The organism is Blautia sp. OM06-15AC (assembly GCF_003481425.1).
In the GTDB taxonomy this organism is placed as follows: domain Bacteria; phylum Bacillota; class Clostridia; order Lachnospirales; family Lachnospiraceae; genus Fusicatenibacter; species Fusicatenibacter saccharivorans.
Map to the genome: position 1 here is coordinate 113695 of NZ_QULD01000008.1, position 21699 is coordinate 135393.

Genomic DNA, 21699 nt, shown 5'->3' on the forward strand with positions numbered 1-21699 from the left:
GGATCGGAAAAATGTCTAGCAAAATTCTTCCTTTTTTTTAACAAAAAAACGTGTACAGAAAAAATCCGGTTATGTTGGCAGGACTTCTGCACGTTTCCGGAAATCTCTCGGCGTACAATGGTAAGTACGCAGAAAGATTTTGGAATAATAGCTCTGATGATTGAAACCGCATGCGGTACAGATTTCCGCGATGGACATTTTGGTTGTGTTTAGCAGATGACAGCTCACTTCCAGACGGTAATGATTCAGAAAATCAATCGGGCTCTGGCAAAGATAGCGGCGGAAAATCTGACAGCATTTATTGCGGCAGACTTTTCCGGCGGCGGCGATCTCTTCCAGATTGATGGATTCACTGTAGTGGCTGTAAATATAGGAAACCATATCGCGCTGGATCAGAAGATCTGGATCCTGTGAGACGGCGGTGTTGCCGTCCGGCATCATCGGATGCGTGCGCAAAAGACGGCACCACAAAAGGGAAAGCAGAGCAGCAGCCTCGATTTCGTAGGCGGTCGGCTGTTCCTTCTTCAGCCGGAGAATTTCCGGGAGGGTCTGCAGCGCTTCAGTATCTTCCGGATTTTCCGGCTTCAGATGAAGATATTCCAGAGCCGGATTCGAAAGAACCGGCGTAATATAAGACTGGTACAGAACGCTGTTCGCGGTGAGGATTTTCGGATGGCACAGGATACAGATAAAGTCACATTCCTGGCCGTTTTCAGAATATCCGTAGTGCATCTGGCGGGAATTGACGATAATCGCCTCCCCGGCGTTTAAAAGGACTCTTTTTCCATTGATATAGTAGTTCATCTGACCGGAGCGGATCTGTACCCATTCGATATCCTCATGCCAGTGGCAGAGCGCCCGGTGATCCGGATAGGAAGAAAGCAGTCCTTCCCGGATATAAAGCGGAATGCCGACTTCATCGTAGCGGACGATTTCGGATGCGTCCTGCATGACTTTTGTAATTGGGTCATTCATCATAAAAACCTCCGTGAAAAAGTACAATTATTATAAAAAATAAGAAATATTGTCGTAGAAAAAACGCAAAACCTAAGATAATATGATTATAACATATACGTGTATGGAATAAAACAGAAAAAAGGAAAAAGAAATGAAAAATCAGAGGGAAATCAAGAAAAAAGATCCAGAATTCTACCGGAAACTTCTTGCACTGCTGATCCCGATGGTTGTACAGAACCTGATGAATGCACTGGTAAGTGCGTCCGATGCGTTAATGGTTGGTACGCTGGACCAGAATTCACTGTCTGCAGTTTCGCTTGCCACACAGATTTCTTTTGTCCTGAATCTCTTTTATGCGGCGATTACGATCGGAACAACGGTCATGGTCGTTTATTTCCTGCTGAATCTGGATGAAATGATTAAGCTTCCTGCCGTATACAGACACTATAAAAAATATCAGTGGGTGAATAATATTACCAGGGAGGATACAGAATAATGAAAAACGTAGAGAGAAGAGACAGACAGTTACCGTACATTTCCGATGCAGAGGTCATGGAGCAGCAGATGAATGCGAGAAGACTGACGCAGAAACTGAACACCATCGACCGTTCGGATTTTGGCGGAATCGCAGCCATTGTAAAAGAACTGTTTGGAAAATCCGAGGGTGCATTTGTCAATCCGCCATTTTACTGTGATTATGGCTCTCATATTGAGGTCGGAAAAAATTTCTTTGCAAATTATAACTGCACCATTCTCGATGTGGCAAAGGTAAAAATCGGAGACAACTGCCAGATGGCGCCGAACGTTGCCATCTATACTGCAGGTCATCCTGTGCATCCGGCGGCAAGAAACAGTGCGTATGAATACGGCATTGAAGTTACCATCGGAGATAATGTCTGGATTGGCGGAAATACAGTTATTTTACCAGGCGTACATATCGGAGATAACGTTGTTATCGGCGGCGGAAGTGTTGTAACAAAGGACATTCCGGACTGGTCGATTGCAGCAGGAAATCCGTGTAAAGTCATTCGGAAGATTACCGAAGAAGATAAACAGTACTATTTCAGAGATAGAAAATTTGATGATGAAGCATGGGAGGTAATCAAAAATCTGTAAAAACGAAATGTTTTCTTGGGCAGTTATGCGACGAAAAAAACTCTGTACCGTATCCATCCGGGAATTTCCGGGGATGCGGTGCAGAGTTTTTTTGCGATAGGAGACAGGAGATTCTGCCGGATTTTGCTGTGGCAAAAAATGTGAATCCTGCTTTTGTGCAGCAAAAAATGCCCAGAGCCGGAATCGAACCAGCGACACGAGGATTTTCAGTCCTCTGCTCTACCAACTGAGCTATCTGGGCATTTTGATTTCCTGTTGGAAACCTCTGTTAATATAACATGGATTCGCGAAAATTGCAACTGTTTTATCGAAAATCGCGAAAAAATTGTGCTTTTGGAGGAATGGCGGTGTATTTTCGTTCGAGAATGTGGTAGTATAAAGGGTATGCAAAGAGATGTACTCTCGGAATCTTTCTGCAAAAATCATCTCTCAAAATCAAGCACAGAAAGGCTCCGAGAGTACAGAGAGGAACAAAGGAGAAATGGTAAAAATAGTATGAAAATGATTCTGACTGCGGTCAACGCAAAATATATTCATTCCAATCTCGCAGTTTACACGCTGCAGGCGAGCGCGGAGAAAGCCGGTGTGTTCCCGGAGATCCGTGAGTTTACGATCAACCAGTCAAAAGATTCCATGCTGCGGAGTCTGTTTCTGGCGCATGCGGATGTCGTCTGTGTGTCGTGTTATATCTGGAACATATCTATTGTGGAAGATTTGATTACAGAATATCACAAAATCAGCCCGGAAACGAAGATCTGGCTTGGCGGGCCGGAGGTGTCGTACCACGCGGAGGAGATGCTGGAGCAGTATCCGTTCCTTGACGGAATCATGAAGGGTGAGGGCGAAATTACCTTCCGTGAACTGGCAGTGTATTACCAGAATCAGGAGAACGGCACGGAGGGGAAAACGCTTGAAGAGATCCACGGCATTACATACCGTGATGCAGAAGGAGCCATCAAAAGCAACCCGTGGCGTCCGGTCATGGATCTGTCCGAGGTGGATTTTCCGTATGCGAATCTGAAAAAATTCGAGAACCGCATCATTTATTATGAGTCAAGCCGCGGTTGCCCGTTTTCATGCAGTTACTGTCTTTCTTCTATTGATAAGCGGCTTCGGTTCCGAAATCTGGATCTGGTCAAAAAGGAACTCGCCTTTTTCCTGGAACAGAAAGTACCGCAGGTCAAATTTGTGGACCGTACGTTCAACTGCAAGAAAGACCATGCAATGGCGATCTGGAAATTCATTGCGGAGCATGACAACGGCGTGACGAATTTCCACTTTGAGATTGCCGCTGATCTGATTACTGAGGAGGAACTGGAACTCTTAAATACCCTGCGCCCGGGGCTGGTACAGCTTGAGATCGGCGTTCAGTCTACGAATCCGCAGACGATCGAGGCGATCCACCGGAAGATGGATTTTGGAAGAGTCACAGAGATTGTAAACCGGATTGCGAAGGGAAGAAACATCCATCAGCATCTCGACCTGATCGCGGGCCTGCCGTATGAGGATTATGACAGTTTCCGCCGTTCGTTTGCGGATGTCTATGCACTGCGTCCGCAGCAGTTACAGCTGGGATTTTTGAAAGTGCTGCGCGGTTCTTTCATGTATGAGCATACCGAGGAATATGACTGTCATTATCAGGAGCGCGAACCATATGAGGTACTGTACACGAAATGGCTGCCGTATGACGATGTGCTGAAGCTCAAAGACGTGGAGGAGATGGTGGAAGTCTACTACAACAGCGGCCAGTTCGTCCACACACTGCCGATGATCGAGCGTCTGTATGAGAACCCGTTCGATTTCTTCCAGGAGCTCGGCGATTTCTACCGGGCAAAGGGCTACAGTGAGGCGGCACATAACCGGATTCAGCGGTATGAAATTCTGCTCGGGTTTTTGCAGGACGAAAAACAGCAGGACGAAGCATTCTTCCGTCAGATGATGGTGCTCGATCTGTATGCGCGTGAAAATATGAAGACACGGCCGCGCTTTGCAAAAGATCCGTCCGAATGGAAAAACGAGTCGCGTGACTTTTATCAGAAAGAAGCCGAAACGAGAACGCTTCTGCCATCGTATACGACATACGATTGGAAGCAGCTGCAGCGCATGACGCATGTGGAAGTTTTTGATTACGATGTGCTCGGAAACGGGGAAAAGGCGCGTACGGTACTCCTGTTTGATTATCAGAAGCGCGATCCGCTGACGGGAAATGCGGAGATGATCGACTGCAGTGAGCTTTTTTACGCTTGACATTTCAAAAGAACATGAGATACTAGAAAAGGTAATAAAAGATGAAAATACAAGATTTTGTAGTGCTCGATCTTGAGACAACGGGTCTTTCTGTAAAGGAAGACCAGATTCTGGAGATCGGTGCAGTAAAAGTGCAGGGCGGAGAGGTCACGGCATCGTATGAGACTTTCGTCAATCCGGGCAGAAAAGTGCCGGAGCGGATCACGGAACTCACCGGAATCCGGGATGAGATGATTGCGAATGCGCCCGATGTGGAGACTGCTGTCCGCGGCTTTCTGGATTTCTGCGGCGGCCTGCCGCTTCTGGGGCACAATATTCTGTTCGATTACAGCTTCATCAAGCAGGCAGCGATAAATGCCCGTCTGGACTTTGAAAAAGAAGCGTGGGATACGTTGAAAATTGCACGGAAAGCCCTCCCGGATCTGGAGAGCAGAAGCCTTGAAGCACTCTGCGGCTACTATCAGATCCCGCGGGAACACGCACACCGTGCAATGGACGATGTGCTGGAAACGCTGGCACTGTTCCGAAAACTGGAAGAAGGATTTTCGGAAGATCACCCGGAATGGTTTGCCGCAGCGCCTCTGAAGGCCAAAATGAAACGTGAGGTTCCGGCGACGGAGGCACAGAAAAAATATCTGGCGGATCTGATCCGGTACCATGAGCTGGATCTCGAACCGGAGTGGGGAGCACTCACAAAAAGCCGTGCATCCCGCATGATCGATCAGATTATTCTGGCACATGGAAGAATGGAAAAACGACAGAGAACTGAGAAAAAATAGAAGAGAAAAAGAAAGGATGGAACGATGAGTAATAAAGTCAATCGAAAAGCCCCGACAGAGGCACAGAAAAAGAAGAAAGATCCGCTGGCAAAGAAGAGAAATGCAGCAAAGATACTGGCATTGATTCTTGCAGTGGTTATGGTGCTTGGTATGGTTCTTCCAGCACTTTTATGGCTGGTGTAAAGAGATTCTGTAAAAGACAGAGTGAAATGGGAAACGGATCAAGAAGAGGCACAGTATGAAAAACAGCAGAAAAATGAGAGGCATGCTGGTGATGCTTATCGCATTCGCATTCTGCTTTCTGGCAGAACCAGTCAAAGCGGATGGCCGGGCAGCGCTGGACGGAATCTATGTAGAAGACATTTCCGTCGGCGGTATGACCGAAGAGCAGATCACACAGGCAGTAAACGACAAAATTGAACAGTTAAAACCCTCGGTTATCAACCTGTCTGCCGGAGAGCAGAATGCACAGGTGACAGCAGGGGATCTCGGACTTTCCTGTGCCAACCCGGAGGTGGCAAGAGAAGCCGTCACAATCGGGCAGGAAGGCAATGTACTGAAGCGGTTCCTGACACAGAACCGGCTCAAAAATGGAGAGACGGTGACGTTTTCCCTGAAATATACAGTCGATGGCGAGGCAGCGCGCCAGGCGGTAGAAAACAACACAGCCGTGCTGAACCGCGAGGCAACAGATGCAACGCTGACCCGCGAAAACGGCGAATTTATCGTCAATCCGGGCCAGACCGGATGCAGCGTCAACGTGGATGAGTCCACGGCGAAGGTTGTCAATTACCTGACGACAAGCTGGCGGGGCGGCATCGGCGGCGTAGAACTGGTAACAGAAGAAACACCGGCAGGCGGTAATCCGGAGCAGCTTGCACTTGTCAAAGATCTGCTCGGCGAGGGTACGACGGAGTATGGCAATGGTACGAGCGGCAGAAAACAGAATGTCGCAGTCGGCGCAGAGAAGATTAACGGAACGCTGGTACAGCCGGGCGAGGAATTTTCCGTAGAGGCGGTCGTTGTGCCGTTTGATGCGGAAAATGGTTATGCACTGGCAGCATCGTATGAGATGGGCAAGGTCGTCGATTCGTACGGCGGCGGTATCTGCCAGGTTTCCACAACGCTCTATGTTGCTGTCTTAAAAGCAGAGCTTGAGGTGACGGAGCGGTACAGCCATTCCATGATTGTCCACTATGTGGATCCGTCGATGGATGCGGCGATTGCAGAGGGATTGAAAGACCTGAAATTCATCAACAATACGGATGCGCCGATTTATATTGAGGCGAGCGCGGACGGAAGCACCCTGCATTTTGCCATCTACGGCCATGAGACGAGAGATCCGAACCGCACGGTCCGCTATGAGAGTGAGACGACAAACACGGAGGATCCGACGCCGAGCCTGACGGAAGATGCGAATGCATCGTTTGGAACAATTGAACAGACATCGTACGGCTATCAGGGTTCGACGGCGCGGCTGTGGAAGATTGTGAATGACAATGAAAATGAGACGAAGGAGCAGGTGAATTCCAGCACTTACCGCATGACATCGGATGTCTATACCGTGGGAACAAAGACGGACAATGCAGCGGCGCGTGCGGAAATGCAGGCGGCGATTGCGGCAAATGATCTTGCAAAAGCAAAGGAAGTTGCAGCGAAATACAGCCAGAGCAGTTCGTCATCGAGTTCTTCGGAGAAGAAGGAAGACAGCAGCGATACAGAGAAAACGGAGGACGATGAGGACTAGGCGTTTTCTGGTTACTGTTCACTTAGCAGTGAAACACTTGCTGTTTCGCTGCGTAAGAACATGACGTCTGCTTTTTCGTTTGAAACAGGAAGTTCGAGGAGGACGAGGGATGCGAAAGGGTAAATTACAGCAGAGCGTGCTGGTGCGCTCGGTGTTTAAGATGCTGGGGCAGAAAAGAGAGGACGCAGCAGGGCCGGCGGTCGGACGTGGGGTATCGGCATTTGCAGGAGAAAAGGAGACGCAGGTGTTTTCGTGTGCGCCGGTGCTGGTGAAGGATCCGGAGGACGCGGTGCTCGCGGTCTGCCGGGTGTGCAACAGTGTGGCCGCGGCGGGGGCATCGGCAAAAGGAGTGCTGGTGTCGCTGATGCTGCCGGAGGCGATGGAAGAAAAGGATTTAAAGGAGCTGATGCGGGCGGTTGACGGTGCGTGTGTGCGGTATGGAACTGCGGTGATCGGCGGGCATACGGAGGTGACGGACGGGGTTTTGTATCCGGTGCTTACCGTGACGGCGGCAGGCGGGACAACGCGTGCGGGGCTGTTTGATCCGTCGTGTGTGACAGCGGATTTGGATCTTGTCGTGACGAAGGGGATTGCGCTTGGCGCGGTGTCTTATCTGGCAAAGACAAGAAGGGATGAGCTTCTGACGAGATTTTCTCCGGGATTTATCCATGGGGCGGCGGATTTTTCGGAGGATTACTCTGTCTGCCGTGAGGCGGAGATTGCGATCGAGCACGGTGCGGCTGCGATGCAGGATCTCTCGGAGGGCGGGATTTTCGGGGCGCTCTGGGAGATGGCGGATGGCGCGGGTATCGGGCTTGATGTGGCGCTGAAGAGGATTCCGATCCAGCAGGAGACGGTGGAGATCTGTGAATTTTTCGGGGTGAATCCGTATCAGATGCTTTCGACGGGGGCGCTGCTGATTGCGGCGGCGGACGGCGAGGGGCTGGTGCAGAAAATGGCACTCGAAGGGATTCCATCGGCGGTGATTGGGCGGACGACATCCGGGAAGGAGAGGATTCTCCGGAACGGGGAAGAGGTCAGGTATCTGGATAAGCCGCAGATGGATGAGATGTACCGGGTTGGCAGATAAGGCTTAAATATACGACAGGAGTGATTGGTAAAATGGCACATTTGAATATTGTTCTTCATGAGCCGGAGATTCCAGCAAATACAGGTAATATCGGACGGACGTGTGTGGCGACGGGGACGAGGCTGCATCTGATTAAGCCGCTGGGGTTTGATATTTCGGACAAGGCGGTCAGGCGCGCGGGGCTGGATTACTGGTCGAAGCTGGATGTGACAGTGTATGAGAGTTACGAGGATTTTCTGGAGAAAAATCCGGGGGCGAAGATTTACTATGCGACGACGAAGGGGCCGCAGACGTATGTGGATGTGCAGTATGAAGAGGACTGCTTTATCATGTTCGGAAAGGAAAGCGCGGGGATTCCGGAGGATATTCTGTACGATAATCAGGAGACGGCGGTGCGGATTCCGATGATTAATGATATTCGGTCGCTGAACCTTTCAAATTCCGTGGCGATCGTACTGTACGAGGCACTGCGGCAGAATAGCTTTGACCATATGCAGCTCGCGGGGCATTTGCGGACGCATGAGTGGAGGTAGACGGACGGGACTCTGGTGATCGTAGACGGAGCTGCATTCTTTTTATAAGGAAGAAGTTAAGATCATTTCCAATTCGGCAAAGACCTGCTCTGCGTAAAGCTGTTTGATTTCGTGGCGGGTCATGCCGGAGACGTTGGTCTGGAAGGTGAAGGTGTGGGCTTGGGCTTTGTATAAAATACAGAAGTAGACGACGCCCTGTACGCTGTCAGCGTTGTTGGGGTCGAGATTTCCGGTTGTGCCGGTGATTCCGATGGCGATGGCGGTGTGCAGGTTTTCTTGTACTGTGCGGGCCATGGCTTCGGCGCATTCGGGGGAGTAGACGCCGTGGATTTCGATGACGGAAGGGTCGACGCCGACGAGGACTTTGGTTTCGTTCAGATACGTGACGTAGCCGCCGGGGAAAATGGCGGAGGCGCCTTCGGTGTCGGTGATCAGGGAGGCGATCAGGCCGGAAGTGCAGCTTTCCATGGTGGAAATGGTGGTGTGGGATGCAATGAGCTGTTTGATGATGGAATCAATGGTGTTTGGGTTCATAGTGAAAATTACCTCCAGAGTTAGTTTGATATGTCTGGCAAAAAAGCCCCTCGGCGGAGGGGCTTATTTTGGTGCTTCGCCTTTGGCGAGTGTAAAGATAAATTCGGTACCAACGCCCTCTGTACTGATGACATTGATATTCTGGTTATGCGCAGTGATGATCTCTTTGACGATTGAAAGCCCAAGTCCCGTTCCTTTGCGGTCCTTGCCGCGGGAGGCGTCGAGCTTGTAGAAGCGCTCCCAGATTTTCGTGATGCTTGCCTTTGGAATGCCGCAGCCGGTGTCCTTGACGGAGACGAAGACTTTACCGTGCTTCTCCGTTGTCTCAACTGTGATGGTGGAATCGTTGTTGCTGAATTTGATTGCATTATCAATGAGATTGTACAGCACCTGCTGGATTTTTCCCATATCGGCGCAGACGTATAAGGTGCGCGATGCGAGGATCAGTGAAATGGAAATCCGTTTTTTTGTGCAGGTTCCCTCAAACGAAGCGGCGGTATCCTTGATGACGGCGTTGATGTCAAACGAGGTCAGATCGAGCATATTCCCTTTATCGTCGATGTCGTTCAGCGTCAGCAGGCTCTGCGTCAGCTTGTGCAGCCGTTCTGTCTCAAACAGAACGATTTTCAGATATTTTTCCTGCATTTCCGGCGGAATCGTTCCGTCGAGGATTGCCTCCACATAGCCTTTGATCGAGGTCAGCGGTGAGCGGAAGTCGTGAGAGACGTTCGCCACAAATTTCCGCTGGTATTCGCCGGTCTTGTTCAGCTCGCCGGACATGTAGTTCAGCGTGGAAGCGAGATACCCCATCTCATCGTGAGATTTAACATCAATTTTGTGGGTCAGGTTGCCGGAGGCATACTCCTTTGCACCGTTGATGATCTTTTTCAGCGGCCGGTACACGACGAGGGAGAAAAAAATCAGAATCACAAACGAGAGTCCGAACACGAGCAGGAACAGAAAATCAATCCGTGCCAGCAGACTTTCCCTCTGCTGATAGACGTCCTGCAGCGGAAGGTGGATGGCGACATAGCCATTGATCCGGAAATCGGAGGTGACGGGAACCATGACGCTCAGCATCTTGTCTTCGAAATAGCCGAAAAACGTTCCCGTGCTGTAATACTCGCTGCCGAGCGCAACTGGATCAAAACCGTCGATGATCTCCGGGTTTTCCTCATCGAGTGCAGCTGCCGTGTTCAGCAGAATTTCCCCGTCTGCGCTGATGAGCCAGATCTGGGAATTGTGATAGGAAGCCAGTGCACTGAGCGAATTGTAAAGATCCGTCAGGGAACGCTCACTGTGGTAATAAAGGTCGCCCTGTTTGGAAGCGATCTGCGTGGCCTCCCGGTACAGACTGGTGCTCGCGCTGGAGACCAGACTGTCCTCCACCATGCGGGAGCCGACCGTTGAGATCAGCGTAAAGCCGGCAATGGCGAGAATGACATAAATGAGAATTAATTTCCGGTAAAGCGTGCGTCGCATTATTTTTTAACCTCAAACTTGTAACCGATGCCCCAGACCGTCGTGATGGCCCAGGAGGAATGGTCCTTGATTTTTTCGCGGAGACGTTTGATATGAACGTCTACCGTGCGGGTATCGCCGATGTACTCATAGCCCCAGATATGGTCGAGGAGCTGTTCTCGCGTAAAGACCTGGTTTGGTGAGGAAGCAAGGAAGTAGAGAAGCTCCAGTTCCTTCGGCGGCATATCGACGGTGCGGCCCTGGTAAATGACGGAATAGTTCGTCTGGTTGATGATAAGATCCGGGTACTCGACACATTTTCCTGCGGTCGCGGACACCGGGATCGTGCGTGATGGCTGAAATCTCCGCAGCACTGCTTTCACACGGGCAACGAGCTCCTTGGAATCAAATGGTTTGATGATGTAGTCATCCGCGCCGAGTTCCAGGCCGAGGACTTTGTCGAACACCTCGCCCTTTGCCGAGAGCATGATGATCGGAACATCGGAATCGTGCCGGATTTCGCGGCAGACCTGGTAGCCGTCCATGCCGGGCAGCATCAGGTCGAGCAGAATCAGGTTCGGCTGGAAGGAGTGAAACTCCCGGACAGCCTCTTCTCCATCGTTTACAATTTTTGTGTCATAGCATTCCTTGGTCAGATAGAGAGAAATCAGTTCTGCGATATTGTTATCGTCATCGACGATCAGAATTTTCTGTTTGGAAGCCATAAAAGATTCTCCTTCACTGGGGACAGGACGGAACCGCATACAGTATGCGTTCCGTCCCATATTTTCCTGAGTTTTTATTTCTTAAACGTAACAATCGTAACGCCGGCATCGCCCTCGCCGAATTCCGCTAAATGGAAGTCCGCTACGTGTTTCTGGCGGCGCAGATAATTGTGAATGCCTTTCCGCAGTGCGCCCGTTCCTTTTCCGTGGACAACGCGGACACTCGGCAGATGGGAGAGATAAGCGTCATCGAGATATTTGTCGAGTTCGGCAACCGCTTCATCCACCGTTTTTCCGAGCAGATTGATCTCGGTAGAAATCGTGGCAGCCTTGGAAAGCTTCGATTTTCCGCTGCTTGTGCAGGAGATGGACGGGCCGGTGATGACAGCCTCGTCGATCAGCACAAGGTCGGAGATATGCACTTTGGTCCGCATGATACCCATCTGGACGAAGAGATTTCCCTTCGAATCCGGGCGGGTGCTGACAGTACCTTTGAGATTCATGCTTAAGACTTTGACGGCATCGCCGAGATGAAGATCCTGCGGGCGGAGATTTCCGGTGCGCTTCGGCACTTCCTTCGCCTTTTTCTTATCGAGCTTGTTCATTTTTTCACGCAGAGCGGTACGTTTCTGCTCCATTTCGCGGACGGAAACATTCTCTTTTCCAAATTTCTGGAAATCGCGCATCGTCTGGTCGGCGTATTCCTTCGCCTCGCGGAGAATTCGCTGTGCCTCCTCGGTTGCATTGGAGATCATCTTTTCTTTTCTTGCGTCAATCTGTTCCTGATTCTTGGCAAGGCTCTGCTTCAGGGATTCGACTTCCGCGCGGGTGCGGGCAAGCTCTTCTTTTTCGCGTTCCAGCGTGATCCGGTTCTGCTCGAGAGTGGTCAGAACGTCTTCAAACGATTCATCCTGCTCGCTGATTTCGTCTTTTGCCTTGTTGATGATGTAGTCCGGCAGGCCGAGTTTGCTGGAAATCGCAAACGCATTACTCTTTCCAGGAACGCCGACGAGCAGGCGGTATGTCGGGCTTAAAGTCTCGACATCGAATTCACAGCAGGCATTCTCCACGCCCGGTGTGGATAAGGCATAGATTTTCAGTTCACTGTAGTGTGTCGTTGCCATGGTGCGGATGCCGCGCTCGTGGAGCGTAGAGAGGATCGCGATGGCAAGCGCCGCGCCCTCTGTCGGGTCGGTACCGGCGCCGAGCTCATCGAACAGGACGAGGGAATTGCGGTCTGCCTTGTCGAGGAAGGAAACCACATTCGTCATGTGGGAGGAGAAGGTACTCAACGACTGCTCGATGCTCTGCTCATCACCGATATCGGCGTAAACCTCGTCGAAAACGGAAAGGGAGGAGCGGTCGAGTGCCGGAATGTGAAGTCCGGACTGGCCCATCAGTGTTAAGAGTCCGACCGTCTTTAAGGAAACCGTTTTACCGCCGGTATTCGGTCCTGTGACGATCAGAAGGTCGAAATCTTCGCCGAGCGACAGATCAATCGGAACGACTTTTTTCGCATTGATCAGCGGGTGGCGTGCCTTGCGCAGGTGGATTTTACCTTCGGTGTTGAAGATCGGCTCATTGGCGTTCTGCTCCATTGCAAGAGCGGCGCGCGCGAAGATGAAGTCAAGCTCTACCATGTTTTCGAGGTCGTAACGGATCTCATCGCGGTGCAGGTCTGCCTGGGCACTCAACGTAGAGAGGATGACCTCGATTTCTTTTGCTTCTTCAATTTCCAGCTCACGGATATCGTTGTTCAGTTTGACAACGGCCATCGGCTCGACAAAGAAGGTGGAACCGGTCGAGGACTGGTCATGTACCATGCCAGGAACCTGGCCTTTGTACTCGGATTTGATCGGGATACAGTAGCGGCCGTCGCGCATCGTGATGACGGCATCCTGCAGATACGTGCGGTAGGAACCGTTGACGAGCGAGATTAACTGGCTGTGGATTTTTTCCTCACACGATTTGATGGAACGACGGATGCGGCGTAGATTCGGGCTTGCATCATCGCTGATTTCATCCTCGGAGAGAATACAGCGGCGGATTTCCGTGGAAAGCAGCGTCAGAGGCTCCAGTGTTTCGAAGAGATCTTCGAGGCTGTCCGGCGTCTGGTCCGCATTTTCGCGGCGGCCGTACGCTTTGACGCGTGCCGTGTTTTCCAGAAGTGCGGCGGTCTGCAGAAGCTCCGTGATGTTCATGGAGCTGCCGATTTCGAGACGCTTTAATGCGCCGCGGATATCTTTGGCATCACCAAAGGAAATGTGGCCTTTTTTAAAGAGCCGGGTGAGCGCGTCGTGTGTTTCGTGCTGCATCCGTGTAATCTGGGAAAGGGAAGAGGAAGGAACGAGTTCCAGACATTTCTTCCGGCCCAGCGGAGAACTGGCATACGAAGCCAGTTGTTCGATAATTTTGTCGTATTCGAGCGTTTTTAATGCTTTCTGATTCATGATACTTACCTTTTCGTATTAATAATTCATCATCATTTACAGATAATGCGGTATTTTTTATCACATACCGCCCGGATCTGATCTGGCGTCTGTACGGGAAAGCACAGAGCGCAGGTGGAATGTGGGTCACAGGTTTTTCCACTCCCCCAATTATACCTTAAAAAGGAAAAGAAAGAAACCCCAAGAACGAGAAAATGCGGGATCTTGGAGAAATGAGAAAAAAATGTAACAGTCTTCATAAAATGTTCATATCTATCTGGTAAAGTTTCTTATATATGTGAAAATTGTGGGAGCGCGTATGCGCAGAGCAGTTCGGAATGGAATACGAATGTATGGAGAAAGAAATGTATGGAAAATGACCCAAAACCTTACAAATTCATGAAAGAGAGCATCAAAAAGCAGCCGCCTGACTGGAAAAAGATCGTATTGCTGATTGCCGGATGGCTGGTTCTTGCAGCACTTGGCGGTCTGGTTGCGGCCGCGGTCTTTGCTGTGACAGAGCCAAAGATTGCCGGTGCAATTACAAAAGAGGAGCCGCCGGCCAAAGTGGATATTCCGGGCGACGAGGATCCGAACAGCGGACAGGAGATGGATGAGACGATGACAGCATCTTCGGAGAATGCGCCGGTGGACAGCAGTGGTTCCGGCTCGGAAATCAGCAGTTCCACAGCGGATGGCAGTGTTTTGGATGAAAGTGTCGCAGAAAGCACGATTTCCGAGAGCACGGATGGAAACGAAGCGGCAGAGGGAACGGAGACGGGGGAGGAGAGCAGTGAGGCTTCCACAGTCGATGGTGAAACGGATGCGGAGGCAAAGGACAACAGTCTCAGAAATTATGAAGTGCTCTACCAGGATATGCTGGAAGTAACGGAAAAACCAAAACGAGCGCTGGTGACCGTCATCGGCATTACCAATCAGATGGACTATTTTAACCAGAACTATGAAAACCAGCAGCAGATTTCCGGACTGATCGTTGCAGACAACGGACAGGATCTTTTCATCCTGACGGAATACCGCATTGTGGAAAATGTGGAGCGGATTCAGGTTACGTTCTGGGATGAGACGATGGTAGATGCCACATACCAGCGCCATGATCCGAGCACCGGTTTTACGATTGTGAAGGTGGACAAGTCGAAGCTGGATGAGGAAACACGGGACGGCCTTGAAATTGCGCCGCTTGGCAGTTCGTATCTCGTAAGCCAGGGTGATCCGGTTGTGGCCGTCGGAAGCCCGGTTGGCTACAGTGATTCGATTGCGTACGGCGTGGTGACTTCGGTTACGAATAAGATCTCAGCGCTGGACAATGAGTACAATCTGCTGACAACTGACATCCTCGGCAGTACGGACGGCAGCGGTATTCTGGTAAATCTGGACGGCGAAATCGTCGGTATTATCGCGCAGAGCTACAGTGCCAAGGGAAACAACGTGGTGACGGGCATTGCAATTTCGCAGATCAAAAAGCTGATTGAAAATCTCTCCAACAATGTGAGCCGCGCTTATATCGGCATCCGCGGGCAGGATGTCACAGAAGAGCTTTCCGACAAAACAGGGATTCCAAAAGGCGTTCTGATCAGCAGCGTCACAGACGATTCGCCGGCGATGATGGCGGGCATGAAAGAGTATGATGTGATTGTAAAGCTCGGGGAACAGAAGGTGGAAACGATCAAACAGTACCATGAGCAGCTGGGAAAACACAGCGCAGGAGAAGTGGTTACCGTGACGGCGATGCGGAAAGGCGCCGAAGGATACGCGGAGATGACGTTTGATGTGACGCTTGGAGAAGTCTGAAAACAGAGGCTTTCGGAAGCCAAAAAGCCGGCCTTGACCGGCGTGGTTTCCGAAAGCTTTTTCTTTTCGGACGGTTTCCGAACCGCTGTGAAAAAATACGTGCATTCTGTATAAAAATCTGGTAGAATTGGTAAGGCATGTAAAGAAACAAGGAAAACAAAAACGGAACGCTGTGTCCGCATTTATTTTAGAAAAAGAGGATTTATTTTTATGAAGTATATTAACGAACTCCGGGAAGGAAACCGCATGTCCGGTGTCTATCTCTGCAAACATAAACAGTCAGCCGTTACGAAAAACGGAAAACAGTATGAAAACGTGATCTTACAGGACCGCACCGGTACGATCGATGCGAAAATCTGGGATCCGAATTCGATGGGAATCGACGAATTCGAAGCACTTGACTACGTCGACATCAGCGGCGATATCACCGTATTCAACGGCGCGCTTCAGGTTTCGATCAAGCGTGCAAGAAAGGCAGGAGAGGGCGAGTACAACCCGGCAGACTATCTGCCGACCAGCCGTTACGACATCGACACGATGTATCAGGAACTGCTTTCCTGGATTGGAACGGTGAAAAACCAGTATCTTTCCGCAATCCTGACGTACTATTTTATCCAGGACCAGGAGACGGTAAAACGGTTCCGCATGAGCTCTGCGGCAAAAAGTGTTCACCACGGCTTTGTCGGCGGACTGCTGGAGCATACGTTAAGTGTCACCCGTTTCTGTGATTTTATGGCGAAATCGTACGGGATCTTAAACCGTGATCTGCTGATTACGGCAGCGATTCTGCATGACATCGGAAAGACGAAAGAACTCTCTTTATTCCCGCAGAACGATTACACGGATGATGGACAGCTTCTCGGCCACATTATGATCGGTGCGGAGATGGTACACGATGCTGCACAGAAAATAGAAGGTTTTCCGATGGAGCTGGAAAATCAGTTAAAACACTGCATTCTGGCACACCACGGTGAGCTGGAATACGGTTCCCCGAAAAAGCCGGCAATGGTAGAAGCGGTAGCGCTGAACTTGGCTGATAATGCCGATGCCAAAATGGAGACTCTGACCGAGCTGTTTGATGCAGCGCCGGCAGGCAATGAGTGGATTGGCTACAACCGGTTCTTTGAGTCCAACATCCGCAGAACAGGAGACTTTTCATGAGCTATCAGAAAAATGATGTACTGACGGTGAAAATTGAAGATATGGGACACGACGGAGAGGGTATAGGCAAATGCGAGGGCTATACCCTCTTTGTCAAGGACACGGTTATCGGAGATCTTGCCGAAGTAAAAGTGATAAAAGCAAAGAAAAATTACGGCTACGCACGGCTGATGCGTCTGATCGAACCGTCCCCGCACCGCGTAGAGCCGATATGCCCTGTGGCCCGTCCATGCGGCGGCTGTCAGTTACAGATGCTTGATTATGCAGAGCAGCTCCGCTTTAAAGAAAAGAAAATTGCCCAGAACCTCCAGCGGATCGGTGGGATGACGGAAATTCCGATGGAGCCGATTGTGGGGATGGAGTCTCCGTTCCGGTATCGAAACAAAGCACAGTTCCCGATCGGACAGGATAAAAACGGGAAACTGATTACCGGATTTTATGCGGGAAGAACGCATCAGATCATGGAAAACCGGAACTGCTATCTTGGCGTAGAGCAGAACGAAGAGATTTTGAACCGCATTCTCGCGTGGATGGAAGAAAACAGTGTTTCGGCATACCAGGAGGAGACCGGCAAAGGTCTGGTGCGCCATGTGCTGATCCGGTTTGGATTTACAACGAAAGAAATCATGGTCTGTCTCGTTGTGAACGGAAAGAAACTGCCGGCAGAGAAAAAACTCATCCAATCACTGACGGAACTGGAAGGCATGACGAGCATTACACTCAGCGTAAACCGTGAGCGGACCAATGTTATCATGGGGAAAGAGATTCGCTGTCTGTGGGGACAGGAATTTATTACCGATTATATCGGAAAGGTAAAATACCAGATTTCTCCGCTTTCCTTCTATCAGGTAAATCCCGTGCAGACAGAAAAACTGTACAGCCTTGCGCTGGAATATGCTGGTCTTACCGGAGAAGAGACTGTCTGGGATCTGTACTGCGGTATCGGAACGATTTCACTTTTTCTGGCGCAGAAGGCGAAAAAAGTTTACGGCGTGGAGATCGTGCCGGAGGCCATCGCAGATGCGAAAAACAATGCGAAAATCAATGGAATCGAAAATGCAGAGTTTTTTGTCGGAAAATCCGAGGAAGTACTGCCGGAATATTACGAAAAATATGCCAAAGAACATCCAGGCGAACATGCGCATGCCGATGTGATTGTAGTCGATCCGCCGCGGAAAGGATGCGAGGAAAATCTGCTCCGCACCATGGCCGATATGCAGCCGGATCGGATTGTGTATGTCTCGTGCGATTCTGCGACACTGGCAAGGGATCTGAAGATTCTTCAGGAGCTGGGGTATGAGGTGAAAAAGGTAAGAGGCGTGGACCAGTTTCCGATGACTTGCCATGTAGAGACGGTTGTTTTGCTTTCCAAGGGTGAGGTCGACTCGAAAAAGATTCGGGTTGAGTTCTCTTTAGAAGATATGGATATGTCCGAATTTCAAGATGGGGCAACCTACACGCAGATCAAGGACTATGTACTGGAACATAGCGGATTAAAGGTATCAAACCTGTATATCTCACAGATTAAGCGGAAATGTGGGATTGAGGTTGGTAAGAACTACAATCTGCCGAAGTCCGAAGATTCCAGACAGCCTCTGTGTCCACCGGAAAAAGAGAAAGCAATCCGAGAAGCATTCAAATATTTTGGGATGATATAACATCCCGTAAAATGGAGGTTTCTTATGGATAGATTGATTTCTTGTAAGTTTAACATGGATACCGCTTGTGTGGAACTGAAATTCTTTGATGGTAGTATGATTGCGATTGATACGATTGCGGTTGAGAACGAGGTTGCCGACAATATGTATCAGAGGTCGGAACTGGATTATCTGATTTACAATGACCCGATTGGATATGCTGATTTGATATTGAACGGAGATTCCAAAACCTATTTGAAAAACTGTTACAGAGTATAAATCTGTGGATATGGCGATTGGAGCGATTTGCCTGGCTCACTAAACCTCTAAGCCCATAGTTATTGGCTAAGGCAGATATTCAACTTTAATTTTAGAAAACATAAATAAAGGCTATCCAATCTTTTTGACTGGGTAGCCTTTGAAAGTTTTGCTCTTTCTACTTTTTAAGAATCAATTTATGAATGACCATGCCGATTATCAAACCAAAGGATGATACTGCCAAATACCAAAGCGAATGTATCAATGCTGTCTCGTTATAGTATATAAACACAGATGGCACAAATGTAATTGCTATGATTATTGGATACAAGTACTTTACTTTCAGATTTGAAATGCTGCCAATTAGAATTGAAAGCAATAATGTTGCTAAAATAAGCAAAACTATCATTCCCATAACGTCTGTTGGTCCTGCAAATAATGGAAATACATAAAACATAAATAATTGAATTAAGAGTATTAGTATCTCCTTCAAGTATTTCTTCATAATCAAAACACCTCCGTTCATATAAACTCTTTTTTATTTCATTTTGCAAAGATTATCTTGATTTGCAGTTTGTCATTGTTGTAGATTGCTCCAATACTTCCGCCCATACGCTCAATCAGCAGCTTGGCGATGGACAATCCCAAACCGGTTGAATTGCGACTGGCTTCTACTGTATAGAAACGGTCAAACAATCTGCCGACCGTCACATAATTCAGATTGTGCGCCGTGTTGCTGAATGTAACACAGCCGTTCTTATCCATGACTACGGACAGATCGCCGTCAGAGTATTTCAGCGCATTGCTGATAATGTTGGAAAAGATACGGTTGACCGCACCTGCATCCAGTTCACGGAAAACCGGTTCCTCCGGCAATTCGATTTCCGGTTGGATGCCTTTTTCCTGCATGACCGCATAGAAAGACAGCAGACTTTCCTCCAATGCCCGGACAACATCCATACGTTCTGGTTTCAGTTCCTGAAAAGAAGTAACCACACTATATCTGAATAGTTCTTCGGTTAGATTTTTTAAAACATCTGTTCTGTTTTGGATTTGAGAAAGATAGCAGTGTACCGTTTCGCTTTTTTCCTCTCGTTCCAATAGGTCAAGATAACCGTTTATCGCCGTAAGCGGAGTTCTCAGGTCATGGGAAATATTGGTGATAGCTTCTTTCAGTTCCAGATCGCCCTGTTGGTAACGATGGCGTTCCTTGCGGAGCAATCGAAGCTGGATATTAATCTCCGAAGCCAGTTTTCTCAGATGAGGGTCGCTGGAAGAAATATCAATCAGAGTGTTTGTGTCGGAGGAAAGACGTTCCTGGAATTCTGTATGAATTTCATCAATACTTTTTTCTATAAAAATAATCTTTGTGATTAGAAAAAATACAACAATTAGCAAAATACAACACAAAATCCAAGGGAACATCTTTCTACCTCCTTACTTTAGGTTCTTTTTCTTAAAGGAACGACTTCCTATAAGAGATGTTGAAAAAATTACAAACGCAGAGCACAATGGAAGAAAAATCAGGTGTTCCACCCCTTCTTCGCAAAGAATTACACCTTGTCCTCCAGGTGTCAGACAGATAAGAAATTCCAGCAGGATACGAAATGTTCCACCGATGAATTTGATATTTTGGGGATGCCATCGCACAGTTGGGTCTGTATCACTCCACATCCATCCATCCAATAACTCTGGTTCTGCAAAACGATCATAAAGGAGCATCCCGATTATGACCATTGCAGCTACAGCTCCCAGACAAAGAAGTGTCGCTGAGTTTTTGTTCTCCGCCAGACTTGCCAACAGACAACATACGCTGGAGAGTGCAACGACCATCAAAAGGCTTGAAAAAATATAAAATGCCATCTTTCCCAAAGAGAGGTTCAGGCTTGCCGTACCCAGTAGCGGAATACCCAGCATCCCATTAACTATCAACCAGATTAGTGCAGTACTCAGTCCAGCACATATGGTCAGGAGAAGATTGGAAAAATAAACTTCTTCACGAGTGTGTCCGCAGATTAGTTTATTGCGCAGAGTTCCATATTCATAGTCTGTTCCCCACAAATATGCGGCAAATACGGCGATAAATGGTCCCATCAGGGGTGAATATCCAAAAAAACGGGCGACCAGCTTATAGATGTATGCATTAGTCAAATTCGTCTGGAAGTAACCGTTGAGGATGATGAATGCGGAAAGCAATACAGCAATCACTAATTCTATTCGAATCATTTTTTTATTCTCTGTACGGTAAAAGGCTGCTCGAAAAAGTTTACGCATTATTATCACCTCCAACCAGAGAGATGTAATAACTCTCCAAACTTTCATCTTTTTCCTGCATAGACAGCACTTCGCAGTTTTCCTTTGCCAGTACAACGGTCAGCTGTGTCACATTGATCTTTGCGAACACATCGGCTGTTGTTGCGGAGATAATTTTATATTCCAGATTCATGGAATCCAGCACACGAGCCAGAGTAGAAGTATCGGTCACTTCCATGCGGACACACTTGCGGCAAACTGTGTCCAGTTCTTCTGCACTCAGTTCCTTCACCATGCGACCATTATCAATGATACCGTAATGAGTAGCCAGACGGGAAAGTTCATCCAGAATGTGACTGGAAATAAGAACTGTAATCTGTTTTTCTCGGTTCAACTTCAAAATCAGTTCTCGCATTTCCACAATACCCTGAGGGTCGAGACCATTTACAGGCTCATCAAGAACAAGAAAGTCGGGATCACCGGCTAATGCGATAGCGATGCCCAGACGCTGCTTCATACCGAGGGAGAAGTTCTTCGCTTTTTTCTCTCCCGTGTTGTCGAGACCTACCAGCTTCAACAATTCCTGAATACAATCAAATGATGGCAGACCAAGAATGAGATACTGGTGCTTCAGATTTTCCTCCGCAGTCATATCCATGTAGATGGACGGTGTTTCCACCACAGCACCCATGCGACGGCGGGATTTGATAATATCCTTGCTGTCATTGCGGATGCCGTACAGAGAAAAGCTACCGGAAGTCGGTTCCTGCAATCCGCAGATCAAGCGGATCAGGGTTGTCTTACCAGCGCCGTTCTTTCCCACAAAGCCATAGATGGAACCTTTGGGAACATTCATAGTAAGACCATTCAATGCCTGAAAGTTTTTATACTTTTTTGTCAGGCTGTTTGTTTGCAAAATATAGTTCATATTGTATTACCTCCTTTGCTGACCTAAGTTTACAA

21 protein-coding genes and 1 tRNA gene are annotated in these 21699 nt (G+C 48.8%); 12 read left to right on the forward strand and 10 right to left on the reverse strand.

Annotated features, from left to right (window positions below; genetic code table 11):
- Positions 1–69: 69 nt before the first annotated feature.
- Positions 70–978: an AraC family transcriptional regulator gene (locus DXB83_RS11540; RefSeq protein WP_117509328.1), complete on the reverse strand. Its 909-nt coding sequence runs from the start codon at positions 976–978 to the stop codon at positions 70–72.
- A gap of 130 nt (positions 979–1108) precedes the next feature.
- Between DXB83_RS11540 and DXB83_RS11545 the strand changes: the two genes are divergently transcribed.
- Both DXB83_RS11545 and DXB83_RS11550 read left to right on the forward strand, forming a co-directional pair.
- Complete coding sequence (locus DXB83_RS11545) at positions 1109–1453, forward strand: MATE family efflux transporter (RefSeq protein WP_117509327.1); 345 nt, start codon at positions 1109–1111, stop codon at positions 1451–1453.
- Positions 1453–2073, forward strand: a complete 621-nt coding sequence (locus tag DXB83_RS11550; protein ID WP_118697657.1) for a sugar O-acetyltransferase — start codon at positions 1453–1455, stop codon at positions 2071–2073. Before DXB83_RS11545 ends, DXB83_RS11550 begins: the two co-directional genes overlap by 1 nt.
- Positions 2074–2241: 168 nt before the next feature.
- On the opposite strand, the gene DXB83_RS11555 is transcribed toward DXB83_RS11550, so the two are convergent.
- Positions 2242–2314 (reverse strand) — tRNA-Phe (locus DXB83_RS11555).
- 254 nt (positions 2315–2568) lie between these two features.
- Between DXB83_RS11555 and DXB83_RS11560 the strand changes: the two genes are divergently transcribed.
- From DXB83_RS11560 to trmL, 6 genes are all read left to right on the forward strand, one after another.
- Positions 2569–4320, forward strand: a complete 1752-nt coding sequence (locus tag DXB83_RS11560) for a B12-binding domain-containing radical SAM protein (RefSeq protein WP_118697658.1) — start codon at positions 2569–2571, stop codon at positions 4318–4320.
- 41 nt (positions 4321–4361) lie between these two features.
- The gene (locus DXB83_RS11565; protein WP_055220616.1) at positions 4362–5099 is read left to right on the forward strand and encodes a 3'-5' exonuclease; all 738 of its coding nucleotides are present in this window, start codon (positions 4362–4364) and stop codon (positions 5097–5099) included.
- A 24-nt stretch (positions 5100–5123) separates the two neighbouring features.
- Complete coding sequence (locus tag DXB83_RS16485; protein ID WP_022462412.1) at positions 5124–5282, forward strand: hypothetical protein; 159 nt, start codon at positions 5124–5126, stop codon at positions 5280–5282.
- Between the two features lie 55 nt (positions 5283–5337).
- A complete protein-coding gene (locus DXB83_RS11570) occupies positions 5338–6846 on the forward strand; it encodes a VanW family protein (protein WP_118697659.1) in 1509 nt (502 codons plus the stop codon).
- A 109-nt stretch (positions 6847–6955) separates the two neighbouring features.
- Positions 6956–7936 (forward strand): AIR synthase-related protein, encoded by a 981-nt coding sequence (locus DXB83_RS11575; protein WP_118666573.1) that lies wholly within the window; start codon positions 6956–6958, stop codon positions 7934–7936.
- A 32-nt stretch (positions 7937–7968) separates the two neighbouring features.
- Entirely contained in the window at positions 7969–8469 is a 501-nt protein-coding gene (gene trmL / locus DXB83_RS11580; RefSeq protein WP_117804690.1) for a tRNA (uridine(34)/cytosine(34)/5-carboxymethylaminomethyluridine(34)-2'-O)-methyltransferase TrmL, read from the forward strand.
- 42 nt (positions 8470–8511) lie between these two features.
- Here the strand turns inward: trmL and DXB83_RS11585 are convergent, their stop codons facing one another.
- The 4 genes from DXB83_RS11585 to DXB83_RS11600 all read right to left on the reverse strand — a co-directional run bounded on the left by DXB83_RS11585 (position 8512) and on the right by DXB83_RS11600 (position 13639).
- The gene (locus DXB83_RS11585; RefSeq protein ID WP_022461605.1) at positions 8512–9003 is read right to left on the reverse strand and encodes a CinA family protein; all 492 of its coding nucleotides are present in this window, start codon (positions 9001–9003) and stop codon (positions 8512–8514) included.
- A gap of 63 nt (positions 9004–9066) precedes the next feature.
- Positions 9067–10485, reverse strand: a complete 1419-nt coding sequence (locus DXB83_RS11590; RefSeq protein WP_022461606.1) for a sensor histidine kinase — start codon at positions 10483–10485, stop codon at positions 9067–9069.
- The gene (locus DXB83_RS11595; protein WP_118697660.1) at positions 10485–11189 is read right to left on the reverse strand and encodes a response regulator transcription factor; all 705 of its coding nucleotides are present in this window, start codon (positions 11187–11189) and stop codon (positions 10485–10487) included. The genes DXB83_RS11590 and DXB83_RS11595 overlap by 1 nt, the downstream gene beginning before the upstream one ends.
- Positions 11190–11263: 74 nt before the next feature.
- Positions 11264–13639, reverse strand: a complete 2376-nt coding sequence (locus DXB83_RS11600) for an endonuclease MutS2 (RefSeq protein WP_118697661.1) — start codon at positions 13637–13639, stop codon at positions 11264–11266.
- A 348-nt stretch (positions 13640–13987) separates the two neighbouring features.
- Between DXB83_RS11600 and DXB83_RS11605 the strand changes: the two genes are divergently transcribed.
- The 4 genes from DXB83_RS11605 to DXB83_RS11620 all read left to right on the forward strand — a co-directional run bounded on the left by DXB83_RS11605 (position 13988) and on the right by DXB83_RS11620 (position 18504).
- Entirely contained in the window at positions 13988–15427 is a 1440-nt protein-coding gene (locus DXB83_RS11605; protein ID WP_118600858.1) for a S1C family serine protease, read from the forward strand.
- Positions 15428–15637: 210 nt separating this feature from the next.
- Positions 15638–16588, forward strand: a complete 951-nt coding sequence (locus tag DXB83_RS11610; RefSeq protein ID WP_118600857.1) for a 3'-5' exoribonuclease YhaM family protein — start codon at positions 15638–15640, stop codon at positions 16586–16588.
- Entirely contained in the window at positions 16585–18246 is a 1662-nt protein-coding gene (rlmD, locus tag DXB83_RS11615; protein ID WP_118697662.1) for a 23S rRNA (uracil(1939)-C(5))-methyltransferase RlmD, read from the forward strand. Before DXB83_RS11610 ends, rlmD begins: the two co-directional genes overlap by 4 nt.
- A 24-nt stretch (positions 18247–18270) precedes the next feature.
- Positions 18271–18504, forward strand: a complete 234-nt coding sequence (locus tag DXB83_RS11620; RefSeq protein ID WP_055303613.1) for a DUF6061 family protein — start codon at positions 18271–18273, stop codon at positions 18502–18504.
- 157 nt (positions 18505–18661) lie between these two features.
- Here the strand turns inward: DXB83_RS11620 and DXB83_RS11625 are convergent, their stop codons facing one another.
- From DXB83_RS11625 to DXB83_RS11640, 4 genes are read right to left on the reverse strand one after another with little or no spacing between them, the layout of a single operon-like run.
- The gene (locus tag DXB83_RS11625) at positions 18662–18988 is read right to left on the reverse strand and encodes a hypothetical protein (RefSeq protein ID WP_055303614.1); all 327 of its coding nucleotides are present in this window, start codon (positions 18986–18988) and stop codon (positions 18662–18664) included.
- 38 nt (positions 18989–19026) lie between these two features.
- Entirely contained in the window at positions 19027–19908 is an 882-nt protein-coding gene (locus DXB83_RS11630) for a sensor histidine kinase (protein WP_055303615.1), read from the reverse strand.
- Positions 19909–19920: 12 nt separating this feature from the next.
- The gene (locus DXB83_RS11635) at positions 19921–20757 is read right to left on the reverse strand and encodes an ABC transporter permease subunit (RefSeq protein WP_158581110.1); all 837 of its coding nucleotides are present in this window, start codon (positions 20755–20757) and stop codon (positions 19921–19923) included.
- Entirely contained in the window at positions 20750–21664 is a 915-nt protein-coding gene (locus tag DXB83_RS11640; RefSeq protein WP_055303617.1) for an ABC transporter ATP-binding protein, read from the reverse strand. Before DXB83_RS11640 ends, DXB83_RS11635 begins: the two co-directional genes overlap by 8 nt.
- Between the last annotated feature and the right edge of the window lie 35 nt (positions 21665–21699).